The sequence below is a fragment of the Rhodovulum euryhalinum genome (assembly GCF_004342445.1).
Classification (GTDB): domain Bacteria; phylum Pseudomonadota; class Alphaproteobacteria; order Rhodobacterales; family Rhodobacteraceae; genus Rhodovulum; species Rhodovulum euryhalinum.
Window position 1 is genome coordinate 1 of sequence record NZ_SLWW01000010.1, and the last position, 23,962, is coordinate 23,962.

Sequence of the window (23,962 nt, forward strand, 5' to 3'; positions counted from 1 at the left end):
GGCACCATTGACCCCAGCATGAAGTAGCAAACATAACGACCGGGCGGGTCAGTTCTCGGTGACAACGCCGGGTCAGTTCTCAGTGACAGCCAACAGCCATGAACATTCCCAGCCAGCAAATGACCCCTGACGAACTGACATCGACCCTGTCGCGCCGTTTTGTCGAGCTCTACCTCGATGCCGTCGAGAACGCAGATTTCGCGATCGCGACGCATGCGTGGTTCGACAGCGATGTCGAGAGGCAGTTCGGCCAGGCGCGGGTGTATCTCGACACCGATACAGCCTGGATTTTCGTCGAGCGCGGCGACAGCGGGCGAGCGGAGATCGTCATTTTCGACAGTGATGGCGAGGTATTTCGCCAAGACATCGCCGAATTGCACCCGAAGGCTGCAGCGGAGATCGAGGCGTTTCTCTCGTAGAAATCACCCGATCGCGCGATTATGAGCCCCGGCAATTAGCCGGGGCTTTTCGCGAATGTTTCATGTGTGTCACTCCGATTTCCGGACTTCGAAATCGGGACCTAGTTCCCCTCCAGCACAGCTCTGGAGGGGCGAATGTATATCGACAAGCACGGCTATCCGCGGGTCTCATATCGCGGAAAACCCGAGAAGATCCACCGCCTGATCTGGCGCATGCATCACGGCGCGATCCCGCCCGGGTATGAGATCCATCACAAAAACGAAGACAAGCTCGACTGGCGTATCGAAAACTTGGAGCTGGTCTCCAAAATCGAGCACCGGAAGCGGCATGCTGGAGTGATGCTCAACGACGCCGGGCAGCTCGTGAAGCGGTGCGCACGGTGCGGAAAGATCAAGCCGGTTGATGGAGGGTATTATCGCCACCCGAAAGCTGCTGAGGGCTATGTGCGGCCTTACTGTAAGGAGTGCCATGTCCGCTCGGTTGTCGAGAGCGAGCAGCGTGTCCGAGCCGGAAGCAGGAAACCTCGGATAAAAGCCTGGCGCGACTGGCTCAATGATCTGACCCCGGAACACTTCGACGGCTCCGTCGGTGACGACCTCGCCCGCGCGATCGCGGCCCAACCCGCCCGCACCCGCCGGATTCTGCGGACGATGTTCGTCGAACAGAAGACGATGCAGGCGGCCGCGGACGACGTCGGGATCTCCGTCGGACAGGCGAGCCGGATCGTCAATCGCGCCGTGAGCGAGATCGACGAGGCCCTGACATGACGAACGAGGACCTCATCCGGAAATACAGACAGACCGGCGATCAGGAATACCGGGACCGGCTCGTGCTCGAGAATTTGGGTCTCATCCATTTCCTCGCACGGAAATTCTCCTGGGCGGGGTTCTCGACGGGCGAGATCGTGTCGATGGGGGCTGAGGGGATCCTCAGGGCCGCCGATGAATTCGACCCGGAGTCTGGAAGGCCGTTTTCGTCATACATGGCCGCCTGCATCCGTCGCGAATTCAGCGTCGCGGCCACGAAAGCGCGGTTCCAGACCTCGATCGGCGCGAGCCAGGTTCCAATCAAGGCGGTCAACCAGATCCCGAAGCGCGCGGCCGGAAATATCGCCAACGGGATGACCGAGGACGAGGCGTTTGCCGAGGCGTCCAGCTACTACGGGATCTCGGCCGGGACCGCCAAGGATATCCTACAGCAGGTATCAGCCGGCTATGTCGATGTCCATGATATCGAGATGGCTTGTGATCCTGGAATGAACGACCAGGATCGCACCAGGGCCGTGCTGCTGTCGGCGTTCGATGTCCTGAACGATCGCGAGCGGGATATCGTTGCGCGGCGGATTCTGGCGGTCGATGGCGAGACGCTGGAGGAGATCGCGCGGGACTACGGCGTTTCGCTCGAGCGGATCCGCCAGATCCAGCGCGAGGCACTGGGAAAGATGGAGACTGAACTCCGCCGGCGCGGATTGCGGTTCGACGATTTCGCGCTTGTGGGTGCGGCGTGATCACATGTATCCGTTAGCTTCGAGCCATGGCCGCGGGTCTTCCGCATCTGCGAACGCCTCTCGAAACCGGGCCCGCTCCTCCGGCGTCGGGTCCGCCCACACCTCGGCTGGGAAATGCCGCTCCACGAGCTCGAACATGTGCTCCGGCGATGTCGGGAAGAAGTAAGGCACTCCGGCAAGCCACCATTGCCTGGCCATGCGGAGCTGGCTTTCCTCTGGTCGCCCTCGCTTAGTCTTCGCCTCGAGCGCCGCCAGCCGTCCCCTGAGAAGGAGGACCTGGTCCGGCCATCCCTCGGGTGCGTATCGCATCAGGTGCGCTGACCCGGGCGGCGTGCCAAGGCCGGGGTTGATCCGGTAGACCATGCCGACCGGATGCCATCGCCGTTTCGCCGCCAGTCCGATCTGCTTCATGAGCGGCGTTTCAGGATTCTGCCCGCGCCTGCTCATACTGCAGCCTCGATGTCCGCCAGTGTTTCGTCGGCGACCTTCCGGTGGCCGTTGGCAGCGAGGTCGGCATGAATGGCCTCGGCTTCTTCTGTGCGGCCCTCCTCCACGGCTTTCCGCATGCGAGCCGCGAGGATCTTCGATGCGCTGGCCCTCGCTGAGTGGATGTTCCTCGTGCCCGGCCGTTTCGCGATCTCCGCCGCCAACGCCTTGAATGTCTTTGCCTTGCCCTGGGCCCGGCGTGCAGCGGCTGCGGCAGCCTGGCGCGCCGCCTCGATGTCAGCCGCCTCTTGCTCCCGAAGCTGGATTGCCTTCCGCTTCGAGATCCGCCGATCCTGACCATTCTCATGCCCGCATTCTGGACAGAATGTGGCAGCTCCCTCCCATGCGAAATTGCAGCAGCTGCAGACCCGCACGGAAAGCCGCTCGCCCTCTTCTGTCTGTCTTTCATCGTCGACCTGGTCGCCGTTTCGCCAGTCGCGATCTTCTGTCAGCGTGCCGTTCCGGAGGGTGTTTCCGGCGTGATCGAATACCCAGCCGCAGACCTTTTCTTCGGCGAGCCTGGCCACCCTGCCAAGCTGTTGCACCCAGAGGTGGGGTTGCCGGGTCGGGCGTAGGGAAATGATGGCGTGCAGTGCCGGGACGTTGAAGCCGGCGCTCACTCGGTCGACAGAGATCAGAAGACCGCCGGACTTCAGCAATGCGATCTTCCTGGCGGTCTCGTCCTCATCGTCCTCGCTTGTCAGCGTCTCGCATTCGATCCCCGCGGCCTGGAACTCCTCCTGGACCGCCTTCGCGTGCTTGATATTGACGGTGAAGACGAGGGTTGGTCTCCCGACGCAATGTTGCCGATAGCTCTCGATTGCATCGCCGCAGATGTCGCTGCGCTCCATCGCATCGACGAGCTCGTCCTCGTCGAAATCACTGCCGACGGTCCGGATTCTCGAGAAGTCGATCGTCTCCGGGCAGAAATACTTCAGTGGAGACAGGAAGCCGTGATCCGTGAGCCAGCGCGCGCTCTTCGCCTGAACATGCGCGTCAAAAACTTCAAACAGGGCCGCCTTCGGTGTGCCCGTGAATCCGATGACCAGCGCATTCTCGAAGACCTCGAAGACGCTCCGATATTGTCCTGCCGCCCCGCCCATATGCAGCTCGTCGATCAGGATTACCGCCGGCTTGTCGATGATGTCGAGCCGGTTCACGGCTGACTGCACCGTCATGATCTTGATCAGGTCGCTCTCACCGATCTCGTCGCGCAGCATCTCGATGACAGATGTCCTGTTGGAAAGGATCAGGACCCGCTTTCCGACCGAGACGTAGGCCATCGCGACCAGCAGCATGATGATCGTCTTTCCGTAGCCTACGGAAGCCTCGAAGATGATCCTGCGAGCACCGGAACGGGCGGCGATCCGAAGGGCAGACAGATCTTCGGACTGATATTGCCTGGGCGTGATCCTCATACTCGAAACCTCGCCCGCCACCCGCCGCTCGTTGCGCAAAACCTGCATTCGGGGCGGATATAGATGGGTGGGGTTCGGATCCTGCGGACTCAGCCTCGCGTGCGCTCATGCCCTCCGATCCGACCGAGTCCGGACCGCGCTTTTTCGACGAGATCCGACGCGCGCCGAACGAGCGGATGATCGAGCATTCCGACGGCGCGAGCGGCATCGCGGACCGCGTCCGAAAGCTCGAAAAAACCGTGGACGGCTTTCACAAGCATGCGTTCTCGGCGACTGACTTCAGCTTCCCTTTTCGCGAGCTCCGCCGCCCGGGCCCGCTGCTCTTCACGCACGCGCCGGGCCTCCGCCGCGGCGGCCATGCGAGCGGCTCTGGCCTCGTCTTCCAAGCGGCGGGCACGATCCTCCGCAGCCTGGGCGGCCTGCCGCTTCTCGTCCAGCTTCACGGCCTCTTCCTGACGCCACACGTGGCACGGAATATTGTCGCGCGGCAGCTCTGCCTCGCGCTCATTTTCGAGCGCCTCGCGTCGCCGCGCGGCTCGCCTTTCACCGCGGACCAGACCGGCGGGTGCGAAGTATTGCGCCACCAAGTCCTGACCCTTTTCATAGCTCGCAAGGACCGGAATTGACCCAGGGACAAGCATGCGCTGCCGCCCGGCGTTTTTCGTGCTCTTCTCCACCCATGGGGCGGCAACGGCATGGATGTGATAGGCCTCCTCATCCCGATCCACCCATGCGGCGACGACGGTTCCTCGATACTCTTTTTTCAGAAATTGCACCGCGCATTTCTCGAAGACGCGCTCACGTTCTGCGTCGCCGAAGCCGGTCATTTCGTCCTGAAAAAAACGCTTGTTCGCGGTGAGAACAATCTCCCTAAGTGGGCCTTCTGACCGGTCCGATTTCCACGGATCCTTTGGCCCGGCGCGGCGGATTTTCTCCGCCTCTTTCTTCCGCTTCCGGACCCACCGCCGCGCGTGATAAGCATACCGAAAATTCAGCTCTCGCGCTCGGTCGATTTCTTTAGCGAGCTGCTCTTTCCATCCCTCGTCGCCGATCAGGAATTCGTTGAGCTGGGTCCTGTGCTTCGCGATATGCGAGAGGTCTCCACCTTCCCTTTTTCGGTGCATTTCGATGCGCCCGAGTTCAGCAGACCAGATCTCTTCGACGCGATAGACAACCGGGTGCTTTTCCTGTTCAGTCATGTGGTGCCTCCATTTCCTTGGAAATGTGGCCCCAATCCTGGCTTCGCAGGTTGAACACTCACTAAGGTGCCTGCACTTCGCCCGCCTGCGGCGGGCTCGTTCAGGACACCCCGTTCGCCAGGATAAGGGAGGGGCTATCGCGCCGCCTCCCTTCCTGGACCAATCCCACCACTCGCCGGGAAGATCTCTTGCGACCTCCCCAGCACCCCACCACGCGCCTCCCGGCGGGCATAGGGGCGTGTGCCTGCCCCTATGAACCCTGCACCATGGGGAGCATCGCCGCTCCCCCTGGACCCCCATGCGCCCTGCGGGGCCTCCGGATCGAAGAAAGTTTCACTTCCAATCAATGTCTTAGCTTCTGTCGGGCAAGAAAGTTCCCGGAATCCGCTCACGATCTTGGCGCCACGTTGCAACTCCCCTCCCACGCCGACTGCGGCGGCTCAACACACAGTCCAAGGAGTTCCCGAATGACCGAGTCCAAACCCAACGGCTACTACCTCCGCTTCGTCGATGGAGAGGGTTACGAGCTCTTCTTCCGGAAGAACGGCGAGGAGTATTTTATCTACACGAGGCCGTGCATCTGCTGCGGCCACATGGTGATCGGTGCGACTGAAAACGGCAGCCAGGTGATCAGCGATGACACGCCCGCTCTTGACGCGAACGATCCTGAACACTCCCTGTGCGCGATCCACCATATCGTCTCGGAATACCGTCCGCCGAGCTTCGCAGACGATGCAGATATCAGGTTCCTCGCAGAGCGAATTCTCGCCGAGGCACGTCGGCTGAAATGCCGCGAATTCTGCGCCGCATAGAAAAATTCGCCAGGCGTTTTGGATGACCCTACGCAGTCCCTAGTATCCTCTTAGAAGACTGGAGGAGGTCCTTATGAAACGGCGCATGACAGGACTGAAGGAGGCACTCGAGCTCGCCGAGCATGCACCCGAAAATCGGGACTATCGAGATCTGCTGCTCGCGGTCATCGACCGGGCTGCAGCGTTCTCCGAACTCGAACTGAGGCTGCTTCAGTTTCTCGAGGCGGCCACGAAATACACCGCCGCTGAGGCAGCTCAGCGGCTCGTCGAAATCCGAGCAGGAATCAACCAATGACAGAATGGAGCGACATGAAGCCCGGCGTCTATGCCGGCATCTCGAATTCGGCGTATCACGCTGGCCCCGGGATCTCGAAATCTGGCCTTGATCTGATCCGGAAATCGCCAGCGCATTACCAGCATTCGCGGACAGCGGAGCGGCGCGAACCGACACCGGACCAACGGCTCGGCACACTCGCGCACGCACTCATTCTCGAGCCGGAAAGCTTCTGGGACTGCTACGCGCAGCCCTTCGTCGCGCCGGAGAACGCGCTCGCGACGACGGACGACATGAAAGCCCGCTTGCGTGAGCTTGGAGAGAAAATTTCCGGTTCGAAAGGGGAGCTGACGGAGCGTCTCCGCGCCGCAGACCCGTCCGCCGTTTTTCTCGACGACGCGCGCGCGGAATACGCCGCCGAGGTCGGCGAGCAGGAGATCGTGACGGCTGACGAGATCGCGAAAGTCGAAGCCATGCGCGGCGCGTTCTTCGCGAACGAGTCCGCCGGAAAGCTCTTCGCGCCCGGCGCCGGTGTCGCGGAACTGAGCTGCTACTGGGTCGACGAAGAGACCGGCGTCCTGTGTCGGTGCCGCCCAGACTTTTGGCGCTTCAACGGCGTCATCGCGGACCTCAAGACGTGCCGCGACGCCTCTTTCGACGGCTTCCAGAAAAGCATCTGGGATTGGCGCTACCATGTCCAAGCCGCCTTCTACCTCGACGGAATTCGCGAGGCTATCCGGCAGGGTGGATTTCACGGCGTCGAGGAGTTGCCAGAGCCCGCGCATTTCGTGTTCGGCGCCCTCGAGAAGGTCGAGCCCTACGCTTCCGCGACATACCTCGCGGTTCCGGAAATGCTCGAGATCGGCCGCCGCGAATACCGCAAAGACCTCCGCACCTACGCGGACTGCCTCTCGTCCGACAAGTGGCCCGGCTACGGCGACAAGATCCAACCCATCAGCCTGCCGGAGTGGGTTCTCCGGCGCGAGGCATACGCAACCGAGGAACAAGGAGTCTTCATCTCATGAACATCGACATCACGGCCGCGATCCGGCCGAAATCCGACCAGCTCAACGCGGATGACCTGCTGACGGGCCCGCGGACGATCCGGATCCGGGACGTCCAAGTCGTCTCCGGCGAGCAGCCCGTCTCCGTCTTTTTCGACGGCGACGAGGGGCGGCCGTGGAAGCCCGCGAAATCGGCGTTGCGCGTGCTCGCGGCTGTGTGGGGGCCTGACGCGTCTCGCTGGGTCGGCATGCACTGCACCATCTACAATGACGAGACGGTCACGTGGGCTGGCGTCGCCGTCGGCGGGATCCGGGTCAGCGCGATGGAGGGGCTTTCTCAGCCGCGGACGCTCATGCTGACGAAGACGCGCGGGCGGAAAGCGGGGGTCACGATCCAGCCGCTCGTTGTCTCGAAATCCGGAGCGTCGGACAGGTGGAGGGAGCGGCTGTTCGCGGTCGCGGAAAGCTCCGACGCTCCGACGGTCGATGAAGCGTGGAGCAAGGTCCCCGAAGCGGTGAAGTCCGAGCTCGGCGACGGTCTCTATGACCAGCTCGTCGCGCTCGAAACCGCCGCGCGCGAGCACCGCGAGAACGACCCGAACGCAGCGGTCGAGGCGCTCAACAACGAGATCGGGGGTGAGGCATGAGCAGCATGTCTCTTGCGTCCGCGCGGTCGCTCAGGGACCGCCTCGCCGCGCCGCATGACATCCGGCCGTCCCGGCAGACCTGGCGCGAGATCTCTGGTGAGAGCGGGGGCCTGATCATCCTGCCCCCGCTCACCCCGGAACAACGCGCCGACCTTCGCCGCAGAGCGAAGTTGTGGAAGCCGAAGGAGAAGGAGGGGCGCTAGCCCCAGCCCCTTACGGAAAATGTTGAAATAATTGCTTCTGTTGGCCGTTCTGTGGCCAACATTTCCTTTCAAACAAGACGCTTGATGCACTCTCGGAGGGAGAGATCGGGTGAGTTTCGTCTCGAAAATATCTTCGACAGCGGCGAGGTTACCGCCTCGCAAGCCGGTCAATGCCTCGGCGGAGGCAGTGGACCACTTGCAAATACACCACTATGGTGCTATGTGATGGAGAAGAAGAAACCAACATACGATCTCGGATCTATTCAAGCGTCTGCGGGCTCGACGATGGGAATCACGAACGCCGCCATACAAGGTGCGGCAGAGATGGGAATGACCCGCTCCGACATGATTGTCGTTATCAAGGGCCTAAACCCTCGTGACTTCTACAAGTCGATGACCACACACCAGAATCACAGGGTTTGGATGGATGTCTATCATGGGCGAGCGGATGGATATGAGATCTACATCAAGTTCGTGCAGGACACTGTCGCTGAGTTCACCTGCACGTCCTTCAAGGAGAAATGAGATGCCTGGAGTTGAGGAAACAAGAGTGCATCCGGAGACTGGCAAGACGCTCGTTCGCGGCGTTCGCACCGTCACGCTTACTTTTCGCTCTCAAAGCGAGACGGTTGAGTTGCCAGGTTGGTATCCAGCCGACGACCCCACTGCGGACCAGGGCATCCATGATGCCAAAGACATGCAGGTGTCGGATCGCGTGATCAACACCATGAAGGCTCGAGAGATCGGTGTGATGACTCCGGGGCAAGTCCGGTCGGTTCGCAAGAAACTGAGACTTTCCCAGCGTGACGCGGGTCGCCTCATTGGCGGCGGACCAAATGCGTTTCAGAAATATGAATCAGGGGATGTCGTGTTGAGCAAAGCCGCTGACACGGCTTTGCGACTTCTGTCGAACAACCCGAAGCGCCTCGATGAACTGCTGGGGGAGCAGCACATGGCTTGATCGTCAATCCCGCCAACTTCGATAGAGACATGAAGCCCGCAAATATTTGCGGGCTTCAACATTTACCGTAAGGGGCTGGGCGCTAGCCCCTCCTCTTCTCACTCGACCCGGAACCGCTCCAGGGCCGCCCGCTTCTCCGCCGGCGACATCTCACCGATCCCGGGAACCCTCTCCGCGAGCCACTTCGGGTATCTGCCGAGCCCGCCCCAGGTCTCCGACGGATCGTCCGGATTCGCGTATCTCGCGTCCGATGTGCCGCCCGCGGGTGCCGATTTCCCGGCAGCGCGCGGGTAGAGATCACCGATACGATAGCCGTATTCGTCCAGGATTTTCTGGACCTTTTCCTTAGCCTCGGCTTTCCGCCGCTTCTCCGCATCGGCCTTCGCTTTCTCAGCCGAGCGGATCAGCTCATCCAGCTCCGCGGGACTCATCTGCTCCAGCTCTTTCATGCGTCATCTCCATGGTTTCCTGCCTGACCCGTAGCCGGAAATTTCGCCTGTGGAAAGGGGGACTTCTTCCGGTCGCTCGAACTTTTTTCGAAAAAAATCTCCGGATCGTTTTTGTCGGACCAACATCCTTTCTAGTTCCCTTTCAGCGGCAGGGAATGATCCACACAACCGGGGCGCCGCTCCCCAAACCCAGGAGACGCAAATGCGCAAATCTACTTACCTCCGCGGCGTTTCGACCGCTGCTCTCGACATCGCCGACGCGGCTCGCTCGCACGCGGAAACGCTCGCTGAGTGCAATGATGAAGCCCTGCTCGAGGGTATCCAGTTCGGCGTGAAATGGGAGGACGGCCGCGCCGTCGGCGAGCACGGGGACTGCCCGGCAGGAACGCTCTTCAGCCAGGGCGTCGTCGAGTTCCATGGTGAACTCCTGACCTACGCCCGCGCTCTCGTCATGTCCCGCCGCGAGCTCGCTGGCGCGCTGATCGAGACGGTGAATGACCTCGCCGAAGCTGACCGCGAAGACGCCTGATCCTCTCTGTCTTTCTTTGTCCTGGCCCTTCGGGGCCAGGCCGCAACCACAGGAGAAACCATGATCTACGGATTTGAAACCGACGACGAGAACGCCGCGATTGCGGCCCTCATCGTCTACGTATGCTGGCGGTCCCGAGATCGCGCGAAGTTCAAGATTACCCCGGATGTCTGGGGGCAGATCGAGCGCTTCACGAAAGACGCTGCGAAGAGAGCACAGACGATCCAGGACTTCATCGAGGCCCTGAAGAGACCAGGCCGTATGAACGCGCCAACCCTTCAGCCTCGTTATCTGGAGGTCGGGACGAGGGGCGAGATCCCGATGATGACCGTCATCAATGAAGACGGGTCGTTCCGCGAGGCCATCCAGTTCGGCGCTGACCGAGATCTCGGACTCCGCGAGTTCGGCACTCGGGTAATCGAGCGCGCCGACGCGCATGCCGTGATCCGCACCGCATACCGCAATACCGCCTGGGTCGTGCTTCTCGTGCGCGACCGGCTCGAAAGGGAAAAGCCGATCGAGCAGCATCTTGAAACCGTCATCGAAGGGGAAACCGCATGACCAAGACCTACCGCCTGGACGGATATTTCCGTCTCAAGTCGCCGCTATCGCACATCGGCGAGAGCATCTCGAACAAATCTTACCTCGTCCAGGAGACCATCCTCCAGGATGACGGCACGACCGAGGAAGTCTTCGTCTATTCCGGCAACGCGTGGCGCGGACAGCTCCGCGACCTGTGCGCGTCCTATATGCTGGACAACCTCGGCGGCGCTCGGGTGCCGATGGATGCCTTCCACCTGCTTTTCTCGGGCGGCCGCATCGGCGGCACGCAGATTACGGATATCGGACAAGCGCGCCGGATTCGAGCGGCGATCCCGATGGTTGCTGTGTTCGGCGGCGGCGTTGGCAACCAGATCCTGCAGGGCAAGCTGCGTGTCGGCAACTGCTACCCCGTCTGCCGCGAGGCCGTGCCTGTCCTGCCGGCGGCGTTTCATGAGCAGGCCGCCGGTATTCCCTATGGTCGCTGCACGATGGAGAAGGAGCATTCGCGCCGCGACGATGCGAAGATCGACAGCATCCGCCGGCACCTCGCTGCAGAGGATTGCCTCCTTCTCGAGGGCGATGGCGGCAAGAAGAAAGGCAAGGGCGATGTCGCCGATCAGATGCGGATCGGCATGGAGCTCGTCAGCCCCGGCGTGACTCTCCATACCTGGATCACGCTGGAGGATGCATCGGAGGTCGAGCTCGGCGCACTGGTCGCAGGCCTGCACCGGTTCTCGGCAAATCCCGCGATTGGTGGGAAAAGCGCCATCGGCTACGGCCAGGTCGATCTCCACTACAATCTCACGTTCGACGGGGAAACGCAGTCCTTCCTCTCTATCCAGGACGGCGTGTCGCGTATGTCTCAGCCTGCCGAGGTCGCGAAAGAGGCCTACGATCAGCATCTCCGCGCGATGTATGACGCAATGCTCGCGGCGGAGAAGTCCGAGATCACCAAGCTTCTGGGGGCTGCGTAATGAAGCCCCTCATGATCACAGCGCACCTAAAGAACGGCTTCATCAGCCGCAATCCATGGGCACCGGCAATCGACGGGATCGTCGGCGCGGTTATTCAGCGTGAGCGTCTCGGAGATAAGGAATTCTGCTCGCCTGCGCCGTCCGATTTGAAGCCTGTCGAGGGATTGCCATTCGAAAGGATCGAGCATGAAGGACTGTGGTGGTATGCTGCGAGCTCCCCGATTATTGTCGGAGCTGTCGGAAAAGAGCGGCGCTATTTTCACCGCCGTTTCGACGATCATCGCGAGCGCCATCTCGAACACGACAAGAAGGTCGAAACGACAAAAGGACCATACAAGGCATACAGGCTCTACGATGTCCGCGTAATCTGCCGAGCGATAAGGTGGCACGCAATCGGCGATCGCGCTGAAATCGATCGCTGCGTCTCAAAGATATCTCAAGTCGGCGGAAAGCGCGGATCTGGCTTTGGCGAGGTCTTGCGTTGGGAAATCACCGATGACGGGGATCCGAGGATCGCAAGGGGGCATCGGCCACTTCCGGCGACTCTGATGGAGCGGAAAGGTGCAGTCGTGATGCCATACGGTCTGGTGCCGCCGGCGCGTGTGCATCAAGTCGAGTGCGTCATGCCAGAGGAGCGTCACGATGAGCGTTGATCGAAAATCGGCGCTACTGAATGCCAGGCTAGCGAGCCACCGCCGGAAGGTCGAGAAGGCCGAGGCGGTGGTAAAGGAGGCCATCTCGATTGGGAAAAACCCATACGTCGCTTTCAGCTGCGGCAAGGACTCTGCCGCAATGCTGCACCTGGTGCTCAAGCATGCCCCGGACACCGTCGCGCGGATTATTCTGTGGGATGAGAGCAAATTCATCGGAGACTTCGATGAGGTGATCGACGCGTGGCGAGCGCGTGGCGCCAGGATAGAGGTTTTGCGCCTGTCCAGGACCTCTCTTCTTGACAAAGTCTCTGACCGCTGGGAGCAGCTTCAATCTCAAGATAACCACGACATGTTTTTCGTCGGACTCCGAGCGTCGGAAAGCATGGCGAGGAAGAATACGCTCCGGCGGCACGGGCAGCTATATCTCGCTGCGTCCGGATTGTGGCGTGTGTGCCCGCTGGCGTGGATGACAGACATGGATATCGCGTCCATCGTCGAGACGAATGATCTGCCCGTCCTGCGCGTCTACAAAGATCACGGATACAGCGAACGGACTGCAACGCGGGTTCCTCGTGAGCAAGTCCGCGGCGAATTCCTGAGCGCGATTCAGGAGCGTGATCCGGTTCGTTATCTCGCTTTCAAGAGGGCATTTCCAGAGCTGGAGGGTATGTAATGGAAACGACAACACAATTCGTCGCGCGGGTCCTTGGTATTGTGCATGAGCCGCCTTTGCCGAAAAAGAAAAACTCATCGCGATATGCATCTGGAAAAACATGCTGGATGTGCGGCGGCGATACCTGCGGCAAGGGCTGGCCACGGTCGGCCGCACTATCCGGTGGTTTTACCGGTCATGACTTTGCGCTGGCGATGGATAGCGACGCAATTTGTCAGGGCTGCGCGGCAGTTCTGAGTGGGAAGGCGTGGCAAGGCATGGTCGCGCAAAAAGGGACTGATGTTAAGGTCTGGGGAGGCGCAGGTTGGAATAACTACTCTCATCTCATTGCCGAAGATGGCACGTATATCGTTCCTAAAAGGAAAGATATACGCCGTATTCTGCTTGATCCTCCGTACGGAAAATGGGTCCTGGCAATCAATTCAAGCGGACAGAAGCACACTGTATTCCGTGCCCAGGTTGCGGCAAGTCAGACGCACTTCCCTGTCCAGTTCGATGAGATGACCGTATGGATACATGCTGATCGTTTCCGTCAGTGCCTTGCGGATTTCGAAGCTCTCTGCGATCTCGGTTTCTCGAAGGACAGCATCCTGTCAGGAGAGTATCACCACGCACAGATGCTGAAGGTTGGAATCAAAGAATGGCGTGAAGCGGAGCAAAAAATCGCGCCCTGGCGGACATCCGATCCGGACATGATCACGATCGTCCATTTCTGCGCCCTGGGTCCTTCTCACTTCGAGGAAACGAGGAAGGAGTCATGACCGATCCTTGGGGAGAATGGAAAGGGATGCCGGCTTTCGAAAACCCGCCGCGATGCGTTCGAGAAATCAAGGTCAGGTTCCACAATGAATCTGACGTAGAGCGTTTTGCTGCGGCGATCGAGCAGAAGATCCCGAGCGGAGCGAAATCTATCTGGTATCCACCGAAAAGGCACCGACATCTCGAAAGCGTGCGATGGAAATCAAAGGATGCGGAATAGGTTCCCGATATATGTTGTGAGCAAGGGTCGTGCCGATCGCATGATCACATCGCGCACGCTCCACTATCTCGGCATCCCGCATTTCCTGATCGTTGAAACCGAAGAGGCAGGTGTTTACCGGACCGCGGCTGCAGGTCTGGGAGCAAACGTTCTCGCCTTGGATCCGGCTTACAAGAGTAGCTACGAGCTCTGCGATAATCTCGGACTCTCGAAATCGACCGGCCCAGGACCTGCTCGAAACTTCGCCTGGGATCATTCAGTAGCCTCTGGGCACGAATGGCACTGGGTGATGGATGACAACATCCGGTCTTTCCGGAGACTGCACCTCAGCGCCAGAATAAAAGTTTCCGATGGAGCGATATTTCGAGCGATGGAGGATTTTGTTCAGCGATACGAGAACGTAGCGATGGCTGGTCCGAATTACTCTTTCTTCGCTATCTCCGATCATATCCTTCCATTCACGCTAAACACCAGAATCTATTCCTGCAATCTCATCAGGAACAATTCGCCATTCAGATGGCGCGGCAGATACAATGAGGACACGATTCTTTCACTGGACATGCTGAAGGGCGGATTTTGCACAATACTCTTTAACGCCTTCCTCCAGGAGAAGATGGCAACACAGGTTGTTACGGGCGGCAACACAGATGATTTCTACGCCGTCGAGGGCACGCTGGCAAAGTCGGCGATGCTGGCGAGAGTGCACCCAGATGTTGCGAGGGTATCTCGCAAGTTCAATCGAGATCATCACCACGTCGACTACCGCAGCTTCAGGCGCATACCTCTCGTCAGGAGCGAGACGGAAGCAGTCGTCGAAGGTAACGACGATTATGGGATGCGGCTCGTGTTGTCCGGGTCTGATCAGCAGATAGCCCCATGTGAAATCCCAATGAAACCGTTCGGCCGTGGTTCCGGTTCAATGCAGTCCGACGCGCCGGACTGCATCTCGGCACCTTCGCCCATGCCCGGATGCGGACCGTTCGCGGCTGCCTGATCCAGGTCCGCCTGCGCCTGCCGCAGCCGTTCCAAGCGCTGCCCCGTGTGCGCGACCAGGCCGGTTCCGCGTCAGAAATTTCACCCGGATATCCTGACAATTTTTCCGATGTCGTGAGAAAAGTTCCGGAATTCGCTTCGGTCGAGGTGCTCGGGGAACGATATCCCCCTTAGCAGCATGACACACCCCGGCGACGCTGCCGCCGACAACAACCAGGAGGCACGCTATGCGTAAGACTCATCTCGCCACTTTCTGCAACATCGAGTCGGAATACGGACCGCGCGCTGAGCGCGTGACTGTCCGTCAGACGGACGGCTTCGGCAACACTGAGCGGAAGGTCTCTGTCCGGCTTTCTCGCGCTCGCTTCGACGAGCTTTATGACGAGATCGCCGCGGAGTTCAACGACGGCACTGCGCCGGAATTCAACGCGAACGCCGCGGAGCGGCTCCTGCTGCGCTGCGGAGCGCTCGACGCGCTCGAGAACCGCTGAGCCGAAGTTTCACCGCCGGGCCTTCGGGCCCGGCCCCTACCAGGAGGACATGACATGCTTTCAGCTCACGAAAAAGGCCATTTTCTCAAGCGTGTCAAGACGCTCGGCGACAACGAGCTTTCGCTTGTCGCACTCGGTATGAACATCGCCGCAGATGCGGCGATGGAGGGTGGCGAGGAGCGCGTGCGCGCGTTGTGCGACTTGCTCCGCAGAGAAGAGGGACGGCGGCGCACCGCGGCCGCGACAGAACGGCTCGCTCGGACGTGTGCGGCTCTGGAGAGCTACGAGACGCGCGAGGAGCAGCTCGACTGTCTCCGACGTATGGCGTGGCTGACGGACGAAGCGCGCGAAGCGGGGCTGCTCGAAGACGACGAGGAGCTGTAGCCACCAACCGCCGGGCCCGAGGGCCCGGCTGCTCCTCCGGCCGCCGCTGCGGGCGACGGCTCGACGAGCAGACCCCAACCGGAAAGGACCATGCATGGCAGGCTCAGTGAACAAGGTCATTCTGATCGGCAATCTCGGCGCAGACCCCGAGATCCGCAGCTTCGACAATGGCGGCAAGGTCTGCAACCTGCGCGTCGCGACTTCCGAGACCTGGAAGGATCGCAATACCGGCGAGAAGCGCGAGCGCACCGAGTGGCACTCGGTCGCGATCTTCGGCGAGGGCCTGGCCGGCGTTGCCGAACGGTTCCTGAAGAAGGGCTCCAAGGTCTACCTGGAAGGCCAGCTCCGGACCCGCAAGTGGCAGGACCAGTCCGGCCAGGACCGCTACACGACCGAGGTCGTGCTGCAGGGCCCCGGCGCCACGCTGACGATGCTCGACGGCCGCGGCGGCGATGCCGGCGTTGCGCGCGATCCGGCGCCGGCCGGGGCGGGAGATGACGAGGTTCCGTTCTGACGAGATACGCGTGTGTGCGCCCGGCCCGGGCGTGAAACCTCATGCGGCGCGGCCCGGGGTTCTCCGACCGGGAATAGCATGAGGAGGGCGACAGGCGGCCCCGGAGCGATCCGGGGTCGCTTTTCTGTGCCCAGGGCGAAGGCCAGACGCGCCGACACATGAGCCCACACTTGCGACCAGGGATGCTATCTCTGGTGCCTTTCCGTCGCATTTCTCGCAATATTTTGCCCCAGGTGTCTTGCTCCGACTCCCGATATCTGGCTTTACTCGGGGAAAACGAAGCAAGAACTTGGGAGACAGGCGGTGCCAAGGACATGCGTCGAGATATGCGCCGGGGCCGGCGGTCAGGCCTTAGGCTTGGAGGCTGCCGGGTTCGAGCCGGATGTGCTGCTGGAGATTGATGACAAGGCATGTGAAACTCTTCGACTGAACCGTCCGAACTGGAACGTAGTCGAAGGCGACCTCCGCGAATTCGATGGCACACCATTCAAGGGCGCTGACCTCCTTGCGGGCGGCGTTCCTTGCCCGCCATTCTCGGTCGCTGGAAAGCAGCTCGGGGCGGACGACGAGCGGGACCTCTTCCCGGAGGCGCTGCGGCTCGTTGAAGAGATCCAGCCACGCGCGGTCATGTTGGAGAACGTCCGTGGCTTCATGGGTGCCGTCTTCGAGGACTATCGCCTTAAGCTAAAGGCCCGCTTCCAGGAGCTTGGATACTGGTCGGAGCCTCGCTTGTTGAATGCATCCGATTTTGGCGTTCCTCAACTCCGGCCGCGGGTCGTGATTGTTGCCATCAGGGAGCATGAACGACACCACTTCCGCTGGCCGCAGGTCATGCAGGACAACCCGAAGACAGTCGGCGAGACCCTGTATGACATGATGAAGGCATCCGGTTGGAAGGGCGCGGCTAAGTGGAAGACGCGGGCAAACGACATCGCTCCAACGATCGTTGGGGGCTCGAAGAAGCACGGAGGGCCGGACCTTGGCCCAACCAGGGCGAAGCGCGCATGGGCAACGCTCGGCGTGTGCGGAATGGGTATCGCCAATAGCCCCCCTGATCGGGACTTCGTGGGAACGCCGCGCCTCACTGTCGAGATGGTCGCAAGGCTGCAGGGATTCCCGGACGACTGGAAATTCGCGGGACGGAAGACGCCAGCCTACAGGCAGGTAGGGAACGCATTCCCACCGCCGGTGGCCGCCGCAGTGGCAACCCAGATCGCGGCCGCTATGGACGCCGCGGACGCTGAGAACGGAAGCGAGCAAGCGGCCTGATTGGGCCAAATGACGGGCATGAAGCGACTTCTTTTCACCTTGATTAGGTGACGGCGCGCTCCGAGACTGCCCTCATGACAGGGAAGAAAAAGCCGTTCCGACTCGGACATATGGCGGAAAAAGCCCTGGAGCTGCTTAAGCAGTATCCAGAAGGTCTCAGCATGTCCGCAATGAGGGAAATGCTCGACGCGACAGCGGAAAACCAAGAGCATTTCAACAGGCGCGTGCGCGATATTCGAAAGCTATACCACCTCGACCGAGTTAGACGCGACGGCGTCGATGTCTACATCCTAGGTGGCCCCAAGGATGAGCCAGCCGCAGACGCCGGCCAAGTCTCGGAGAAGCTGCGCGCAGCGGTGATCCACATGGCGCACGGCAGGTGCCAAATGTGTGGCCGGACAATCAAAGAGGATGGAATCAAGCTTCAGGCCGATCACAAGATTCCACAGAGCTGGGGCGGGCCCACAACGTTGGAGAACCTGTGGGCCATCTGCGAAGCCTGCAACCGCGGCAAGCGCAACTTTTTCGCATCCTTCGATCAGGAGGAAATGAAGCAGGTTGTCAATATCGACTCCGTTCATGAGCGGATCGCGCACTTCCTGAAGCTTCATATGCCTGAACCGGTGCCCGCCTACGCGATAGAGTTCGTGGCGAACGTCAAAGACCAGCAGCTCGACTGGCGGAAGCGTCTCAGGGAACTCCGCTACGATCCGATTGGACTAGAAATTGAAGTATCGAAGAAGAGAGACCGCAAGGGCGTGCAGTCGTTCTATGCCCTCAAGAACTGGCGCGATATTCCACCTGACCATGTGCGGCTGATCAAAGACTTCGAGAAACGGAAAGGAAAGCCCTGATCAAGAGATGGTAGATAAGATCTCACGGGATCGCCGCAGCGAGAACATGCGCCGGATCCGGTCAATGGGCACCAAGCCGGAGATGGTAGTCCGACGCCTGGTCCATCGAATGGGCTACCGATATCGTCTGCACCGAAAAGACCTGCCCGGAAAGCCTGATCTCGTGTTCGGCCCGCGCCGCAAGGTAATCCTGGTGCATGGGTGCTTCTGGCACCAGCACGACCATCCCGAATGCAAGATCGCGCGCGCCCCGAAGAGCCGACTCGAGTATTGGCAACCGAAGCTCGAGCGAAACGTCGCCAGAGATCGAGCGAACCGGGAAGCTCTGGAATTGAATGGCTGGCAGGTTCTCGAGGTGTGGGAGTGCCAGATCAGGGATACGGAGGCGCTCGAAGCGAGGATCCGGGATTTCCTTGGGTGAAGGCCGGACCCTTCGGCCCGGCCTCGCCCCCTCATCCGCCTACGCCGCGACCGCGGCGGACAGACCCTCCGCGTATTCCTGCAGAGCCGCGAAGAACGGCATGTGATCGCGCGCCTGCCAGGAGCCGGACTCGAGCGCGTGGATCGCGAGCGCCGAGGCCTTCTGTGCCAGCTTGATGATCTCGGCATCGGTCATCTCGAACATCGCGTCCGGTTCCGGCAGGTAGGAACGGATGAGATCGGGGATCGTCGACGCCCGTGCGGTCCATTCGCCGGCCTCCTCGCTTTCCGATATGAGGCTGTCGGCCTCGAGCATCATCTGCCGCAGCCCGGGGCGAACGCGGTCGAGAGGAAAGGCGATGATCTGGGCGCTGGGGAGAGTGTGGGGCATGTGGGGCTCGCTGGTTGGTGGCGGGGCGGCGTGAGATATGGGCTATCGTGCGGGGTTCAAGGGTCGGAATTCGTACAATTGTCGTGGTCCAGTCGCCCCATAACCCATTGATCCATATAAGCTGTTTTCGCGCCCCTCGTGGTCCAACTCGTCCTTGTTTTCATTGCCTTTTTTGGCGCTTACGGTAGTCCCTCCGGGCCTACCACACCTCCGATTCAGTCCGTTTGAGCGCTGATACGCCGGTTCACACGGCGCGAAGCCGCGCGCCATGGATGTCGCAGAACCGTCAAGGAACCGCAAAGAAAGCCTTACACGCGCCGACGACCTTCTGATCGCGCAAAGGGCGAGTCGTGCTCGGCCGGACCGCATTTCCATGTGTCATACAAATCGACGAGGACAGAATGTCGTTCAGAATCTCCCGCCGCGCGCTGCTCGCGGCCTCCGTCTCGATTGCGATCGCAGCCCCCTTGACCGCACCCGCCGCGACGCTTGGCGGCGCGCAGAACGTGATCCTGTTCATTTCGGACGGCGCCTCGTGGGGCACCTGGGACATGGCCAGCTACTGGGCCACAGGCCAGAAGAACGGCCAGAGCTATGCCGATTTCGACATCAAGCTGGGCATGACGACGACGCCGCTGAACACGTCGACCACACCCAAGAACACCGGCGTGCCCGAGGTCTTCTACGATCCGGCCAAGGCCTGGGATGCCACCGCAAGCACCGGCAACTACGGCGGCCGGCCGAGCCATTTCGAGGGCTACGACTACATCAAGCGCGACTACACCGACAGCGCCGCCGCGGGAACCGCGCTCGCCACCGGCGAGAAGACCTATAACAGCGCCATCGACTATGACGATTTCGGCGCACCGCTGGCCTATGTCTCGGAGCAGCTGAAGGAAGAGCTCGGCAAGGCGGTCGGCGTCGTGTCGAGCGTGCCCTACTCCCATGCCACCCCGGCCACCTTTGCCGCGCAGAACATCAACCGCAACAACTATGGCGAGATCGCCAGCTTCATGGTGAACGAAGGCGTGGTCGACCTCGTCATGGGGGGCGGCCATCCGCTTTATGATTCGAACGGCGAGCTTCGTGCGACGCCGCGCTTTGCCAACGAAACCGGCGGCGGCGGCGGCTACACGCCCGAGAGCGTGTGGACCGCGCTGAACGATGGCACCGCAGGCATGACGCTGATCGAGACCAGGGCCGAGTTCGAGGCGCTGGCCGACGGCACGCTTACGGTCGACGGCCGCCTGTTCGGCCTGGCCCAGACCGGCGACACGCTGCAGCAGGGCCGCACGCTGGGTGTCCAGGGCGCCGATGCGGCCACCCCCTCGGGCGTGGCCTACAACCCCGACGTCCCGACGCTCGAGACCATGACCAAGGGCGCGCTGAACCACCTTGGCAAGGACGATGACGGCTTCTTCGTGATGATCGAGGGCGGCGCGGTCGACTGGGCGGCGCATGCCAACCAGACCGACCGCATCATCGAGGAGCAGGTGGATTTCGACAACTCGGTCAGCGCGGCGATCGACTGGGTGAACGCCAACTCGTCCTGGGACGAGACCCTGATGGTCATCCTCACCGACCACGGCAATGCCATGCCGATGGGCCCGAACTCGGACACGATCGCGTTCGAGCCGATCCAGAACAACGGCCAGGGCGTGCTGCCGGGCGTGATGTGGCACTACGGCACCCACACCAACGAGAACACGCGGATGTGGGCGCATGGTGCGGGCGCGGACCTGTTCCTGAGCGAGATCGTCGGTCAGGACCCGGGGCTCGTGCAGTTCACCGGTCACAATGCGGACGGGTCGTATATCGAGAACACCGCCGTCTACCGGGTCATCGCCCAGGCCACGGGCCTGAATGATGTCGCGCCGGTGCCGCTGCCGGCCGGTGTCTGGCTGTTCGGCACGGGCCTCGCGCTGCTGGCGGGTTTTGGCAGGAAGGCACGCAAGGCCTGAGCGGAAACGCCACGGCCGATCGCAACACCCGGTGCCGCCGCAGTCCCTGCGGCGGCACTTTCGCGCTTGTGCCCGGCGGCGCTTTCTGCATCCTTCCCCGAAAATGACAGAACACAGGGAGGAGGACCCCCATGAAACATACATTGATCGGCGCCGTTTCGGCCGCCGCGCTCGCGCTTGGCGCTTTCGGGGCGGAAGCTGCGGAAACCACGCTGAGGATCACCCTGCAACTGCCGCTGAAATCCCATCTCGGCCAGAACCTCGTTCTGTTCAAGAACGAGGTCGAGGCCGCCTCGAACGGCGAGATCGCGGTCGAGATCTACGATTCCGCCCAGCTCTACAAGGACAACGAGGTGCCCCAGGCGGTCGGCTCGGGCTCGATCGAGATGGGCGTGGCCTCGCTGACGCGCTATGTCGGTGACGCGCCGATCGTCGACATCTTCTACCAGCCCTTCCTGCTGGACACCGAGGACAAGGTCCGCAAGGCCGTCGCCCCCGGCAGCCCGGTGCGTGCGCCGATCGACGCGGCCATCGCCGAGACCGGCTCGACCGTGCTGTGGTGGCAGGCCTATGGCGGGTCGATCATGCTGTCGAACGGCGGGCCGATCAAGGGACCGGACGATCTGAAGGGCAAGAAGGTCCGCGTCTTCGGCAAGACGCTGGGCGAGTTCGTCGAGGCCGCGGGCGGCGCGCCCACGATCGTCTCGGGGTCCGAGCAATACCTCGCCTACCAGCGCGGCACCGTCGATGTCGGTATGACCGGCGTCTCGGGCGTACAGTCGCGCAAGCTGTGGGAGGTGATGGACACGATCACGATCACCAACAATGCCGATATCGAGTTCATCGTGGTTGCCAATACCGACTTCTGGAACAACCTGCCCGAAGACCACCGCGCGATCATCCAGGCCGCTGCGCTGAAGGCCGAGCAGACGGTGCGCGACGACATGGCGGGCATCGAGGCCGCTGCCTATGCCGAGGCCGAGGCCAACGGCATGGCGATCTACACGCCCACGGCCGAGGAAATGGCGACGTGGAAGGCCGCCTCGCAGCCCGTCTATGACGCCTTCATCGCGGCCACCGGCGAGACCGGGAAGGCGATGCTCGAAGCGGCCCAGTCCTTCTGATCCCGAACCGGCCCGCCCATCAGGCGGGCCGGTTCCCCTCCTGAAAGCCCGCCGATGCGCCTGCTTGACGCCGTGGAACTGATGGCCGCGCGACTGGCCGCGATACTGCTTGTCGCGACGGGCGTCATGCTGACCTACGAGGTCGTGGCGCGGTATTTCTTCGTCAAACCCACCATCTGGGCGGCCGAACTCAGCCAGCTCTGCCTGATCTGGGCCTGCCCGCTGGCCGCACCCTGGGTGCTGTCGGCGCGGCGCCACATCCGGGTAACGGCGGTGACGCAGCTTTTGCCGATGGGTCTGCGCCGCGGCCTGGAGATCGCCGCGATGCTGGTCGTCGCGGGCTTCAGCCTGATCGTGCTGTGGTTCGGTTTCGGAATCTTCCATGACAGCTGGGCACGCGGGCGGACCACCGGCACCATGCTGGACCTGCCGGCCTGGCTGCCCGAAGCGGCGATCCCGGCGGGATTTGCGCTACTGACGGTCTCGGCGCTGGGCAACGCGTGGCGCGCGGCGGCCGGCCCGCTGCCCGAGGAAGGAGAGATTGCGGAATGACCATCGCAATCATCCTTGCGCTGCTGTTCGGGCTGTTGCTGGCCGGCATCCCCGTGGCCTTCGCCCTTGGCGCGCTGGGGCTCGGGATGCTCTGGGCCGGAGGCTTCTCGCCGCTGATGGCGCCGCAGGCGGTGCTGTCCACGCTGGACGGCTTCATCCTGCTGGCGGTGCCGCTGTTCCTGCTGATGTCGAACATCCTGCTCAAGGGCGGGGTCGGGCGCGATCTGTTCGCCGCGGTGCAGGCCTGGGTCGGGCACTGGCCCGGGGGCCTCGCGATCGCCACCATCGTCTCATGCGGGATCTTCGCGGCGATCTCGGGCAGTTCGGTGGCCACCGCCGCCACCATCGGCACCGTCGCCGCGCCCGAGATGATTTCTCGCGGCTATGACAAGCGGTTCGTCTATGGCCTGCTGGCCGCGGGCGGCACGCTGGGGATCCTGATCCCGCCCTCGATCCCGCTGATCATCTACGGCTTCGTCACCGAGGAATCGGTGATCGCGCTGTTCATGGCAGGGGTGGGCCCGGGGCTGGCGCTGATCGGCCTGTTCATCGTCTATTCGGTGATCCACGCGCGGTTCTTCGGCGGCTATGCACCGGTGCCCCGTGCCAGCCGGAGCGAGCGGGTCATCGCGACATGGCGTGCGGCACCGTCGATGGTGCTGGCCCTCGTCGTTCTGGCGGGCATCTACACGGGCGCCTTCACCCCCACCGAGGCCGCGGCCATCGGGTTCGCCGTCGCACTGATCATCACCGGTCTGATCCTGCGCAGCCTGACCTTGCGCGCGCTGTGGCAAGCCATCTGGGAGTCGATGGTCACCACCGTCGCGATCCTGCTGATCATCGCGGGCGCCAAGGTCTTCGGCAAGGCGATCACGCTCTACCGCATCCCGCAGGAGATATCCGGCTTCCTCGCAGATACGGTCTCGACGCCGCTGGGGCTGGTGGTGCTGGTCAGCGGAGTTCTCCTGCTGATGGGCCTCGTGTTCGAGGCACTGTCGATGATCCTGATCATGACCCCTGTCCTGCTGCCCGCCGCGATGGCCATGGGGTTCGATCCGATCTGGTTCGGCATCTTCATGGTTGTGATGGTGGAATGTGCCCTTATCACGCCGCCCGTGGGGCTGAACCTCTACGTCATCCAGTCGGTCACGCGGTCCAGCCTGATGGATGTCTCGCGCGGCACCATGCCGTTCCTGGCTCTGATGCTGGTGCTGGTGGCGATCCTCTACGCCTGGCCCGACCTCGCCCTTTATATCCCGTTCAAACTGTGAAGGCCCG

General features: G+C 61.8%; 30 protein-coding genes and 1 pseudogene. 26 read left to right on the forward strand and 5 right to left on the reverse strand.

All coding sequences use genetic code 11. The features are described 5' to 3' along the window. The first annotated feature begins 98 nt into the window (after nucleotides 1-98). From EV655_RS12660 to EV655_RS12670, 3 genes are all read left to right on the forward strand, one after another. Nucleotides 99-419 carry a hypothetical protein gene (locus EV655_RS12660; RefSeq protein ID WP_165905343.1) on the forward strand — a complete coding sequence of 107 codons (321 nt, stop codon included), beginning with the start codon at nucleotides 99-101 and terminating at the stop codon, nucleotides 417-419. A gap of 135 nt (nucleotides 420-554) precedes the next feature. Beyond that, the gene (locus EV655_RS12665; protein ID WP_132545407.1) at nucleotides 555-1,187 is read left to right on the forward strand and encodes an HNH endonuclease signature motif containing protein; all 633 of its coding nucleotides are present in this window, start codon (nucleotides 555-557) and stop codon (nucleotides 1,185-1,187) included. Then, nucleotides 1,184-1,927 (forward strand): sigma-70 family RNA polymerase sigma factor, encoded by a 744-nt coding sequence (locus tag EV655_RS12670; RefSeq protein ID WP_132545409.1) that lies wholly within the window; start codon nucleotides 1,184-1,186, stop codon nucleotides 1,925-1,927. Before EV655_RS12665 ends, EV655_RS12670 begins: the two co-directional genes overlap by 4 nt. On the opposite strand, the gene EV655_RS12675 is transcribed toward EV655_RS12670, so the two are convergent. Genes EV655_RS12675 through EV655_RS12685 form a run of 3 tightly spaced genes read right to left on the reverse strand, consistent with a single transcriptional unit; the run spans nucleotide 1,928 to nucleotide 5,030 of the window. After that, the gene (locus EV655_RS12675; RefSeq protein ID WP_132545411.1) at nucleotides 1,928-2,338 is read right to left on the reverse strand and encodes a hypothetical protein; all 411 of its coding nucleotides are present in this window, start codon (nucleotides 2,336-2,338) and stop codon (nucleotides 1,928-1,930) included. 32 nt (nucleotides 2,339-2,370) lie between these two features. After that, a complete protein-coding gene (locus EV655_RS12680) occupies nucleotides 2,371-3,879 on the reverse strand; it encodes a DEAD/DEAH box helicase (protein ID WP_132545413.1) in 1,509 nt (502 codons plus the stop codon). A gap of 41 nt (nucleotides 3,880-3,920) precedes the next feature. Continuing rightward, nucleotides 3,921-5,030, reverse strand: a complete 1,110-nt coding sequence (locus EV655_RS12685) for a plasmid recombination protein (protein WP_132545415.1) — start codon at nucleotides 5,028-5,030, stop codon at nucleotides 3,921-3,923. Nucleotides 5,031-5,497: 467 nt separating this feature from the next. On the opposite strand from EV655_RS12685, the gene EV655_RS12690 reads away from it, so the two are divergent. The 6 genes from EV655_RS12690 to EV655_RS12715 all read left to right on the forward strand — a co-directional run bounded on the left by EV655_RS12690 (nucleotide 5,498) and on the right by EV655_RS12715 (nucleotide 8,931). Further along, nucleotides 5,498-5,842 (forward strand): hypothetical protein, encoded by a 345-nt coding sequence (locus EV655_RS12690; RefSeq protein ID WP_132545417.1) that lies wholly within the window; start codon nucleotides 5,498-5,500, stop codon nucleotides 5,840-5,842. Between the two features lie 73 nt (nucleotides 5,843-5,915). Further along, the gene (locus EV655_RS12695) at nucleotides 5,916-6,137 is read left to right on the forward strand and encodes a hypothetical protein (protein WP_132545419.1); all 222 of its coding nucleotides are present in this window, start codon (nucleotides 5,916-5,918) and stop codon (nucleotides 6,135-6,137) included. Next, nucleotides 6,134-7,141 (forward strand): PD-(D/E)XK nuclease-like domain-containing protein, encoded by a 1,008-nt coding sequence (locus EV655_RS12700; RefSeq protein WP_132545421.1) that lies wholly within the window; start codon nucleotides 6,134-6,136, stop codon nucleotides 7,139-7,141. Before EV655_RS12695 ends, EV655_RS12700 begins: the two co-directional genes overlap by 4 nt. Further along, nucleotides 7,138-7,767, forward strand: coding sequence for a hypothetical protein (locus EV655_RS12705; RefSeq protein ID WP_132545423.1), 630 nt, complete (start codon nucleotides 7,138-7,140; stop codon nucleotides 7,765-7,767). Before EV655_RS12700 ends, EV655_RS12705 begins: the two co-directional genes overlap by 4 nt. 428 nt (nucleotides 7,768-8,195) lie before the next feature. Continuing rightward, complete coding sequence (locus EV655_RS12710) at nucleotides 8,196-8,495, forward strand: type II toxin-antitoxin system MqsR family toxin (protein ID WP_132545425.1); 300 nt, start codon at nucleotides 8,196-8,198, stop codon at nucleotides 8,493-8,495. A 1-nt stretch (nucleotide 8,496) separates the two neighbouring features. After that, nucleotides 8,497-8,931, forward strand: a complete 435-nt coding sequence (locus tag EV655_RS12715; RefSeq protein ID WP_132545427.1) for a type II toxin-antitoxin system MqsA family antitoxin — start codon at nucleotides 8,497-8,499, stop codon at nucleotides 8,929-8,931. 98 nt (nucleotides 8,932-9,029) lie between these two features. Here EV655_RS12715 and EV655_RS12720 read toward each other — a convergent pair whose 3' ends face one another. Continuing rightward, entirely contained in the window at nucleotides 9,030-9,380 is a 351-nt protein-coding gene (locus EV655_RS12720; protein WP_132545429.1) for an H-NS histone family protein, read from the reverse strand. A gap of 202 nt (nucleotides 9,381-9,582) precedes the next feature. Between EV655_RS12720 and EV655_RS12725 the strand changes: the two genes are divergently transcribed. The 13 genes and pseudogenes from EV655_RS12725 to EV655_RS12785 all read left to right on the forward strand — a co-directional run bounded on the left by EV655_RS12725 (nucleotide 9,583) and on the right by EV655_RS12785 (nucleotide 18,657). After that, nucleotides 9,583-9,909 carry a hypothetical protein gene (locus EV655_RS12725; protein WP_132545431.1) on the forward strand — a complete coding sequence of 109 codons (327 nt, stop codon included), beginning with the start codon at nucleotides 9,583-9,585 and terminating at the stop codon, nucleotides 9,907-9,909. Nucleotides 9,910-9,969: 60 nt separating this feature from the next. Then, the gene (locus tag EV655_RS12730; RefSeq protein WP_132545433.1) at nucleotides 9,970-10,470 is read left to right on the forward strand and encodes a hypothetical protein; all 501 of its coding nucleotides are present in this window, start codon (nucleotides 9,970-9,972) and stop codon (nucleotides 10,468-10,470) included. Continuing rightward, nucleotides 10,467-11,426, forward strand: a complete 960-nt coding sequence (locus EV655_RS12735) for a hypothetical protein (protein WP_132545435.1) — start codon at nucleotides 10,467-10,469, stop codon at nucleotides 11,424-11,426. Before EV655_RS12730 ends, EV655_RS12735 begins: the two co-directional genes overlap by 4 nt. 11 nt (nucleotides 11,427-11,437) lie before the next feature. Then, on the forward strand, nucleotides 11,438-12,079 hold the full coding sequence (locus tag EV655_RS12740) for a hypothetical protein (RefSeq protein WP_132545437.1): 642 nt from the start codon (nucleotides 11,438-11,440) through the stop codon (nucleotides 12,077-12,079). Continuing rightward, entirely contained in the window at nucleotides 12,069-12,752 is a 684-nt protein-coding gene (locus tag EV655_RS12745; RefSeq protein WP_132545439.1) for a phosphoadenosine phosphosulfate reductase domain-containing protein, read from the forward strand. Before EV655_RS12740 ends, EV655_RS12745 begins: the two co-directional genes overlap by 11 nt. Continuing rightward, entirely contained in the window at nucleotides 12,752-13,513 is a 762-nt protein-coding gene (locus EV655_RS12750; protein WP_132545441.1) for a hypothetical protein, read from the forward strand. Before EV655_RS12745 ends, EV655_RS12750 begins: the two co-directional genes overlap by 1 nt. Nucleotides 13,514-13,720: 207 nt before the next feature. Beyond that, the gene (locus EV655_RS12755) at nucleotides 13,721-14,725 is read left to right on the forward strand and encodes a GREB1-related protein (RefSeq protein WP_341540303.1); all 1,005 of its coding nucleotides are present in this window, start codon (nucleotides 13,721-13,723) and stop codon (nucleotides 14,723-14,725) included. 226 nt (nucleotides 14,726-14,951) lie between these two features. Beyond that, nucleotides 14,952-15,215, forward strand: coding sequence for a hypothetical protein (locus EV655_RS12760; protein ID WP_132545443.1), 264 nt, complete (start codon nucleotides 14,952-14,954; stop codon nucleotides 15,213-15,215). Between the two features lie 54 nt (nucleotides 15,216-15,269). Further along, a complete protein-coding gene (locus EV655_RS12765; protein ID WP_132545445.1) occupies nucleotides 15,270-15,599 on the forward strand; it encodes a hypothetical protein in 330 nt (109 codons plus the stop codon). Nucleotides 15,600-15,693: 94 nt separating this feature from the next. Beyond that, a pseudogene (ssb, locus tag EV655_RS12770) lies at nucleotides 15,694-16,095 on the forward strand (single-stranded DNA-binding protein); the annotation flags it as partial. A 321-nt stretch (nucleotides 16,096-16,416) separates the two neighbouring features. Next, complete coding sequence (locus EV655_RS12775; protein ID WP_132545449.1) at nucleotides 16,417-17,382, forward strand: DNA cytosine methyltransferase; 966 nt, start codon at nucleotides 16,417-16,419, stop codon at nucleotides 17,380-17,382. 74 nt (nucleotides 17,383-17,456) lie between these two features. After that, a complete protein-coding gene (locus EV655_RS12780; protein WP_132545451.1) occupies nucleotides 17,457-18,236 on the forward strand; it encodes an HNH endonuclease in 780 nt (259 codons plus the stop codon). A 7-nt stretch (nucleotides 18,237-18,243) separates the two neighbouring features. Beyond that, a complete protein-coding gene (locus EV655_RS12785; protein ID WP_132545453.1) occupies nucleotides 18,244-18,657 on the forward strand; it encodes a very short patch repair endonuclease in 414 nt (137 codons plus the stop codon). Nucleotides 18,658-18,696: 39 nt separating this feature from the next. Here EV655_RS12785 and EV655_RS12790 read toward each other — a convergent pair whose 3' ends face one another. Then, complete coding sequence (locus EV655_RS12790; RefSeq protein WP_132545455.1) at nucleotides 18,697-18,975, reverse strand: hypothetical protein; 279 nt, start codon at nucleotides 18,973-18,975, stop codon at nucleotides 18,697-18,699. A 473-nt stretch (nucleotides 18,976-19,448) separates the two neighbouring features. On the opposite strand from EV655_RS12790, the gene EV655_RS12795 reads away from it, so the two are divergent. From EV655_RS12795 to EV655_RS12810, 4 genes are all read left to right on the forward strand, one after another. After that, the gene (locus tag EV655_RS12795; protein ID WP_132545457.1) at nucleotides 19,449-21,008 is read left to right on the forward strand and encodes an alkaline phosphatase; all 1,560 of its coding nucleotides are present in this window, start codon (nucleotides 19,449-19,451) and stop codon (nucleotides 21,006-21,008) included. Between the two features lie 131 nt (nucleotides 21,009-21,139). Further along, entirely contained in the window at nucleotides 21,140-22,132 is a 993-nt protein-coding gene (locus EV655_RS12800) for a TRAP transporter substrate-binding protein (protein WP_132545459.1), read from the forward strand. Between the two features lie 54 nt (nucleotides 22,133-22,186). Beyond that, nucleotides 22,187-22,684, forward strand: coding sequence for a TRAP transporter small permease (locus tag EV655_RS12805; protein WP_132545461.1), 498 nt, complete (start codon nucleotides 22,187-22,189; stop codon nucleotides 22,682-22,684). Further along, complete coding sequence (locus tag EV655_RS12810) at nucleotides 22,681-23,955, forward strand: TRAP transporter large permease (RefSeq protein WP_132545463.1); 1,275 nt, start codon at nucleotides 22,681-22,683, stop codon at nucleotides 23,953-23,955. Before EV655_RS12805 ends, EV655_RS12810 begins: the two co-directional genes overlap by 4 nt. The last annotated feature ends 7 nt before the right edge of the window (nucleotides 23,956-23,962 follow it).

Coding starts and splice junctions, on each gene's coding strand:
- EV655_RS12660 (WP_165905343.1), top strand. CDS start 99: ATGAACATTCCCAGCCAGCAAATGACCCCTGACGAACTGACATCGACC.
- EV655_RS12665 (WP_132545407.1), top strand. CDS start 555: ATGTATATCGACAAGCACGGCTATCCGCGGGTCTCATATCGCGGAAAA.
- EV655_RS12670 (WP_132545409.1), top strand. CDS start 1,184: ATGACGAACGAGGACCTCATCCGGAAATACAGACAGACCGGCGATCAG.
- EV655_RS12675 (WP_132545411.1), bottom strand. CDS start 2,338: ATGAAGCAGATCGGACTGGCGGCGAAACGGCGATGGCATCCGGTCGGC.
- EV655_RS12680 (WP_132545413.1), bottom strand. CDS start 3,879: ATGCAGGTTTTGCGCAACGAGCGGCGGGTGGCGGGCGAGGTTTCGAGT.
- EV655_RS12685 (WP_132545415.1), bottom strand. CDS start 5,030: ATGACTGAACAGGAAAAGCACCCGGTTGTCTATCGCGTCGAAGAGATC.
- EV655_RS12690 (WP_132545417.1), top strand. CDS start 5,498: ATGACCGAGTCCAAACCCAACGGCTACTACCTCCGCTTCGTCGATGGA.
- EV655_RS12695 (WP_132545419.1), top strand. CDS start 5,916: ATGAAACGGCGCATGACAGGACTGAAGGAGGCACTCGAGCTCGCCGAG.
- EV655_RS12700 (WP_132545421.1), top strand. CDS start 6,134: ATGACAGAATGGAGCGACATGAAGCCCGGCGTCTATGCCGGCATCTCG.
- EV655_RS12705 (WP_132545423.1), top strand. CDS start 7,138: ATGAACATCGACATCACGGCCGCGATCCGGCCGAAATCCGACCAGCTC.
- EV655_RS12710 (WP_132545425.1), top strand. CDS start 8,196: ATGGAGAAGAAGAAACCAACATACGATCTCGGATCTATTCAAGCGTCT.
- EV655_RS12715 (WP_132545427.1), top strand. CDS start 8,497: ATGCCTGGAGTTGAGGAAACAAGAGTGCATCCGGAGACTGGCAAGACG.
- EV655_RS12720 (WP_132545429.1), bottom strand. CDS start 9,380: ATGAAAGAGCTGGAGCAGATGAGTCCCGCGGAGCTGGATGAGCTGATC.
- EV655_RS12725 (WP_132545431.1), top strand. CDS start 9,583: ATGCGCAAATCTACTTACCTCCGCGGCGTTTCGACCGCTGCTCTCGAC.
- EV655_RS12730 (WP_132545433.1), top strand. CDS start 9,970: ATGATCTACGGATTTGAAACCGACGACGAGAACGCCGCGATTGCGGCC.
- EV655_RS12735 (WP_132545435.1), top strand. CDS start 10,467: ATGACCAAGACCTACCGCCTGGACGGATATTTCCGTCTCAAGTCGCCG.
- EV655_RS12740 (WP_132545437.1), top strand. CDS start 11,438: ATGATCACAGCGCACCTAAAGAACGGCTTCATCAGCCGCAATCCATGG.
- EV655_RS12745 (WP_132545439.1), top strand. CDS start 12,069: ATGAGCGTTGATCGAAAATCGGCGCTACTGAATGCCAGGCTAGCGAGC.
- EV655_RS12750 (WP_132545441.1), top strand. CDS start 12,752: ATGGAAACGACAACACAATTCGTCGCGCGGGTCCTTGGTATTGTGCAT.
- EV655_RS12755 (WP_341540303.1), top strand. CDS start 13,721: ATGCGGAATAGGTTCCCGATATATGTTGTGAGCAAGGGTCGTGCCGAT.
- EV655_RS12760 (WP_132545443.1), top strand. CDS start 14,952: ATGCGTAAGACTCATCTCGCCACTTTCTGCAACATCGAGTCGGAATAC.
- EV655_RS12765 (WP_132545445.1), top strand. CDS start 15,270: ATGCTTTCAGCTCACGAAAAAGGCCATTTTCTCAAGCGTGTCAAGACG.
- EV655_RS12780 (WP_132545451.1), top strand. CDS start 17,457: ATGACAGGGAAGAAAAAGCCGTTCCGACTCGGACATATGGCGGAAAAA.
- EV655_RS12785 (WP_132545453.1), top strand. CDS start 18,244: ATGGTAGATAAGATCTCACGGGATCGCCGCAGCGAGAACATGCGCCGG.
- EV655_RS12790 (WP_132545455.1), bottom strand. CDS start 18,975: ATGATGCTCGAGGCCGACAGCCTCATATCGGAAAGCGAGGAGGCCGGC.
- EV655_RS12795 (WP_132545457.1), top strand. CDS start 19,449: ATGTCGTTCAGAATCTCCCGCCGCGCGCTGCTCGCGGCCTCCGTCTCG.
- EV655_RS12800 (WP_132545459.1), top strand. CDS start 21,140: ATGAAACATACATTGATCGGCGCCGTTTCGGCCGCCGCGCTCGCGCTT.
- EV655_RS12805 (WP_132545461.1), top strand. CDS start 22,187: ATGCGCCTGCTTGACGCCGTGGAACTGATGGCCGCGCGACTGGCCGCG.
- EV655_RS12810 (WP_132545463.1), top strand. CDS start 22,681: ATGACCATCGCAATCATCCTTGCGCTGCTGTTCGGGCTGTTGCTGGCC.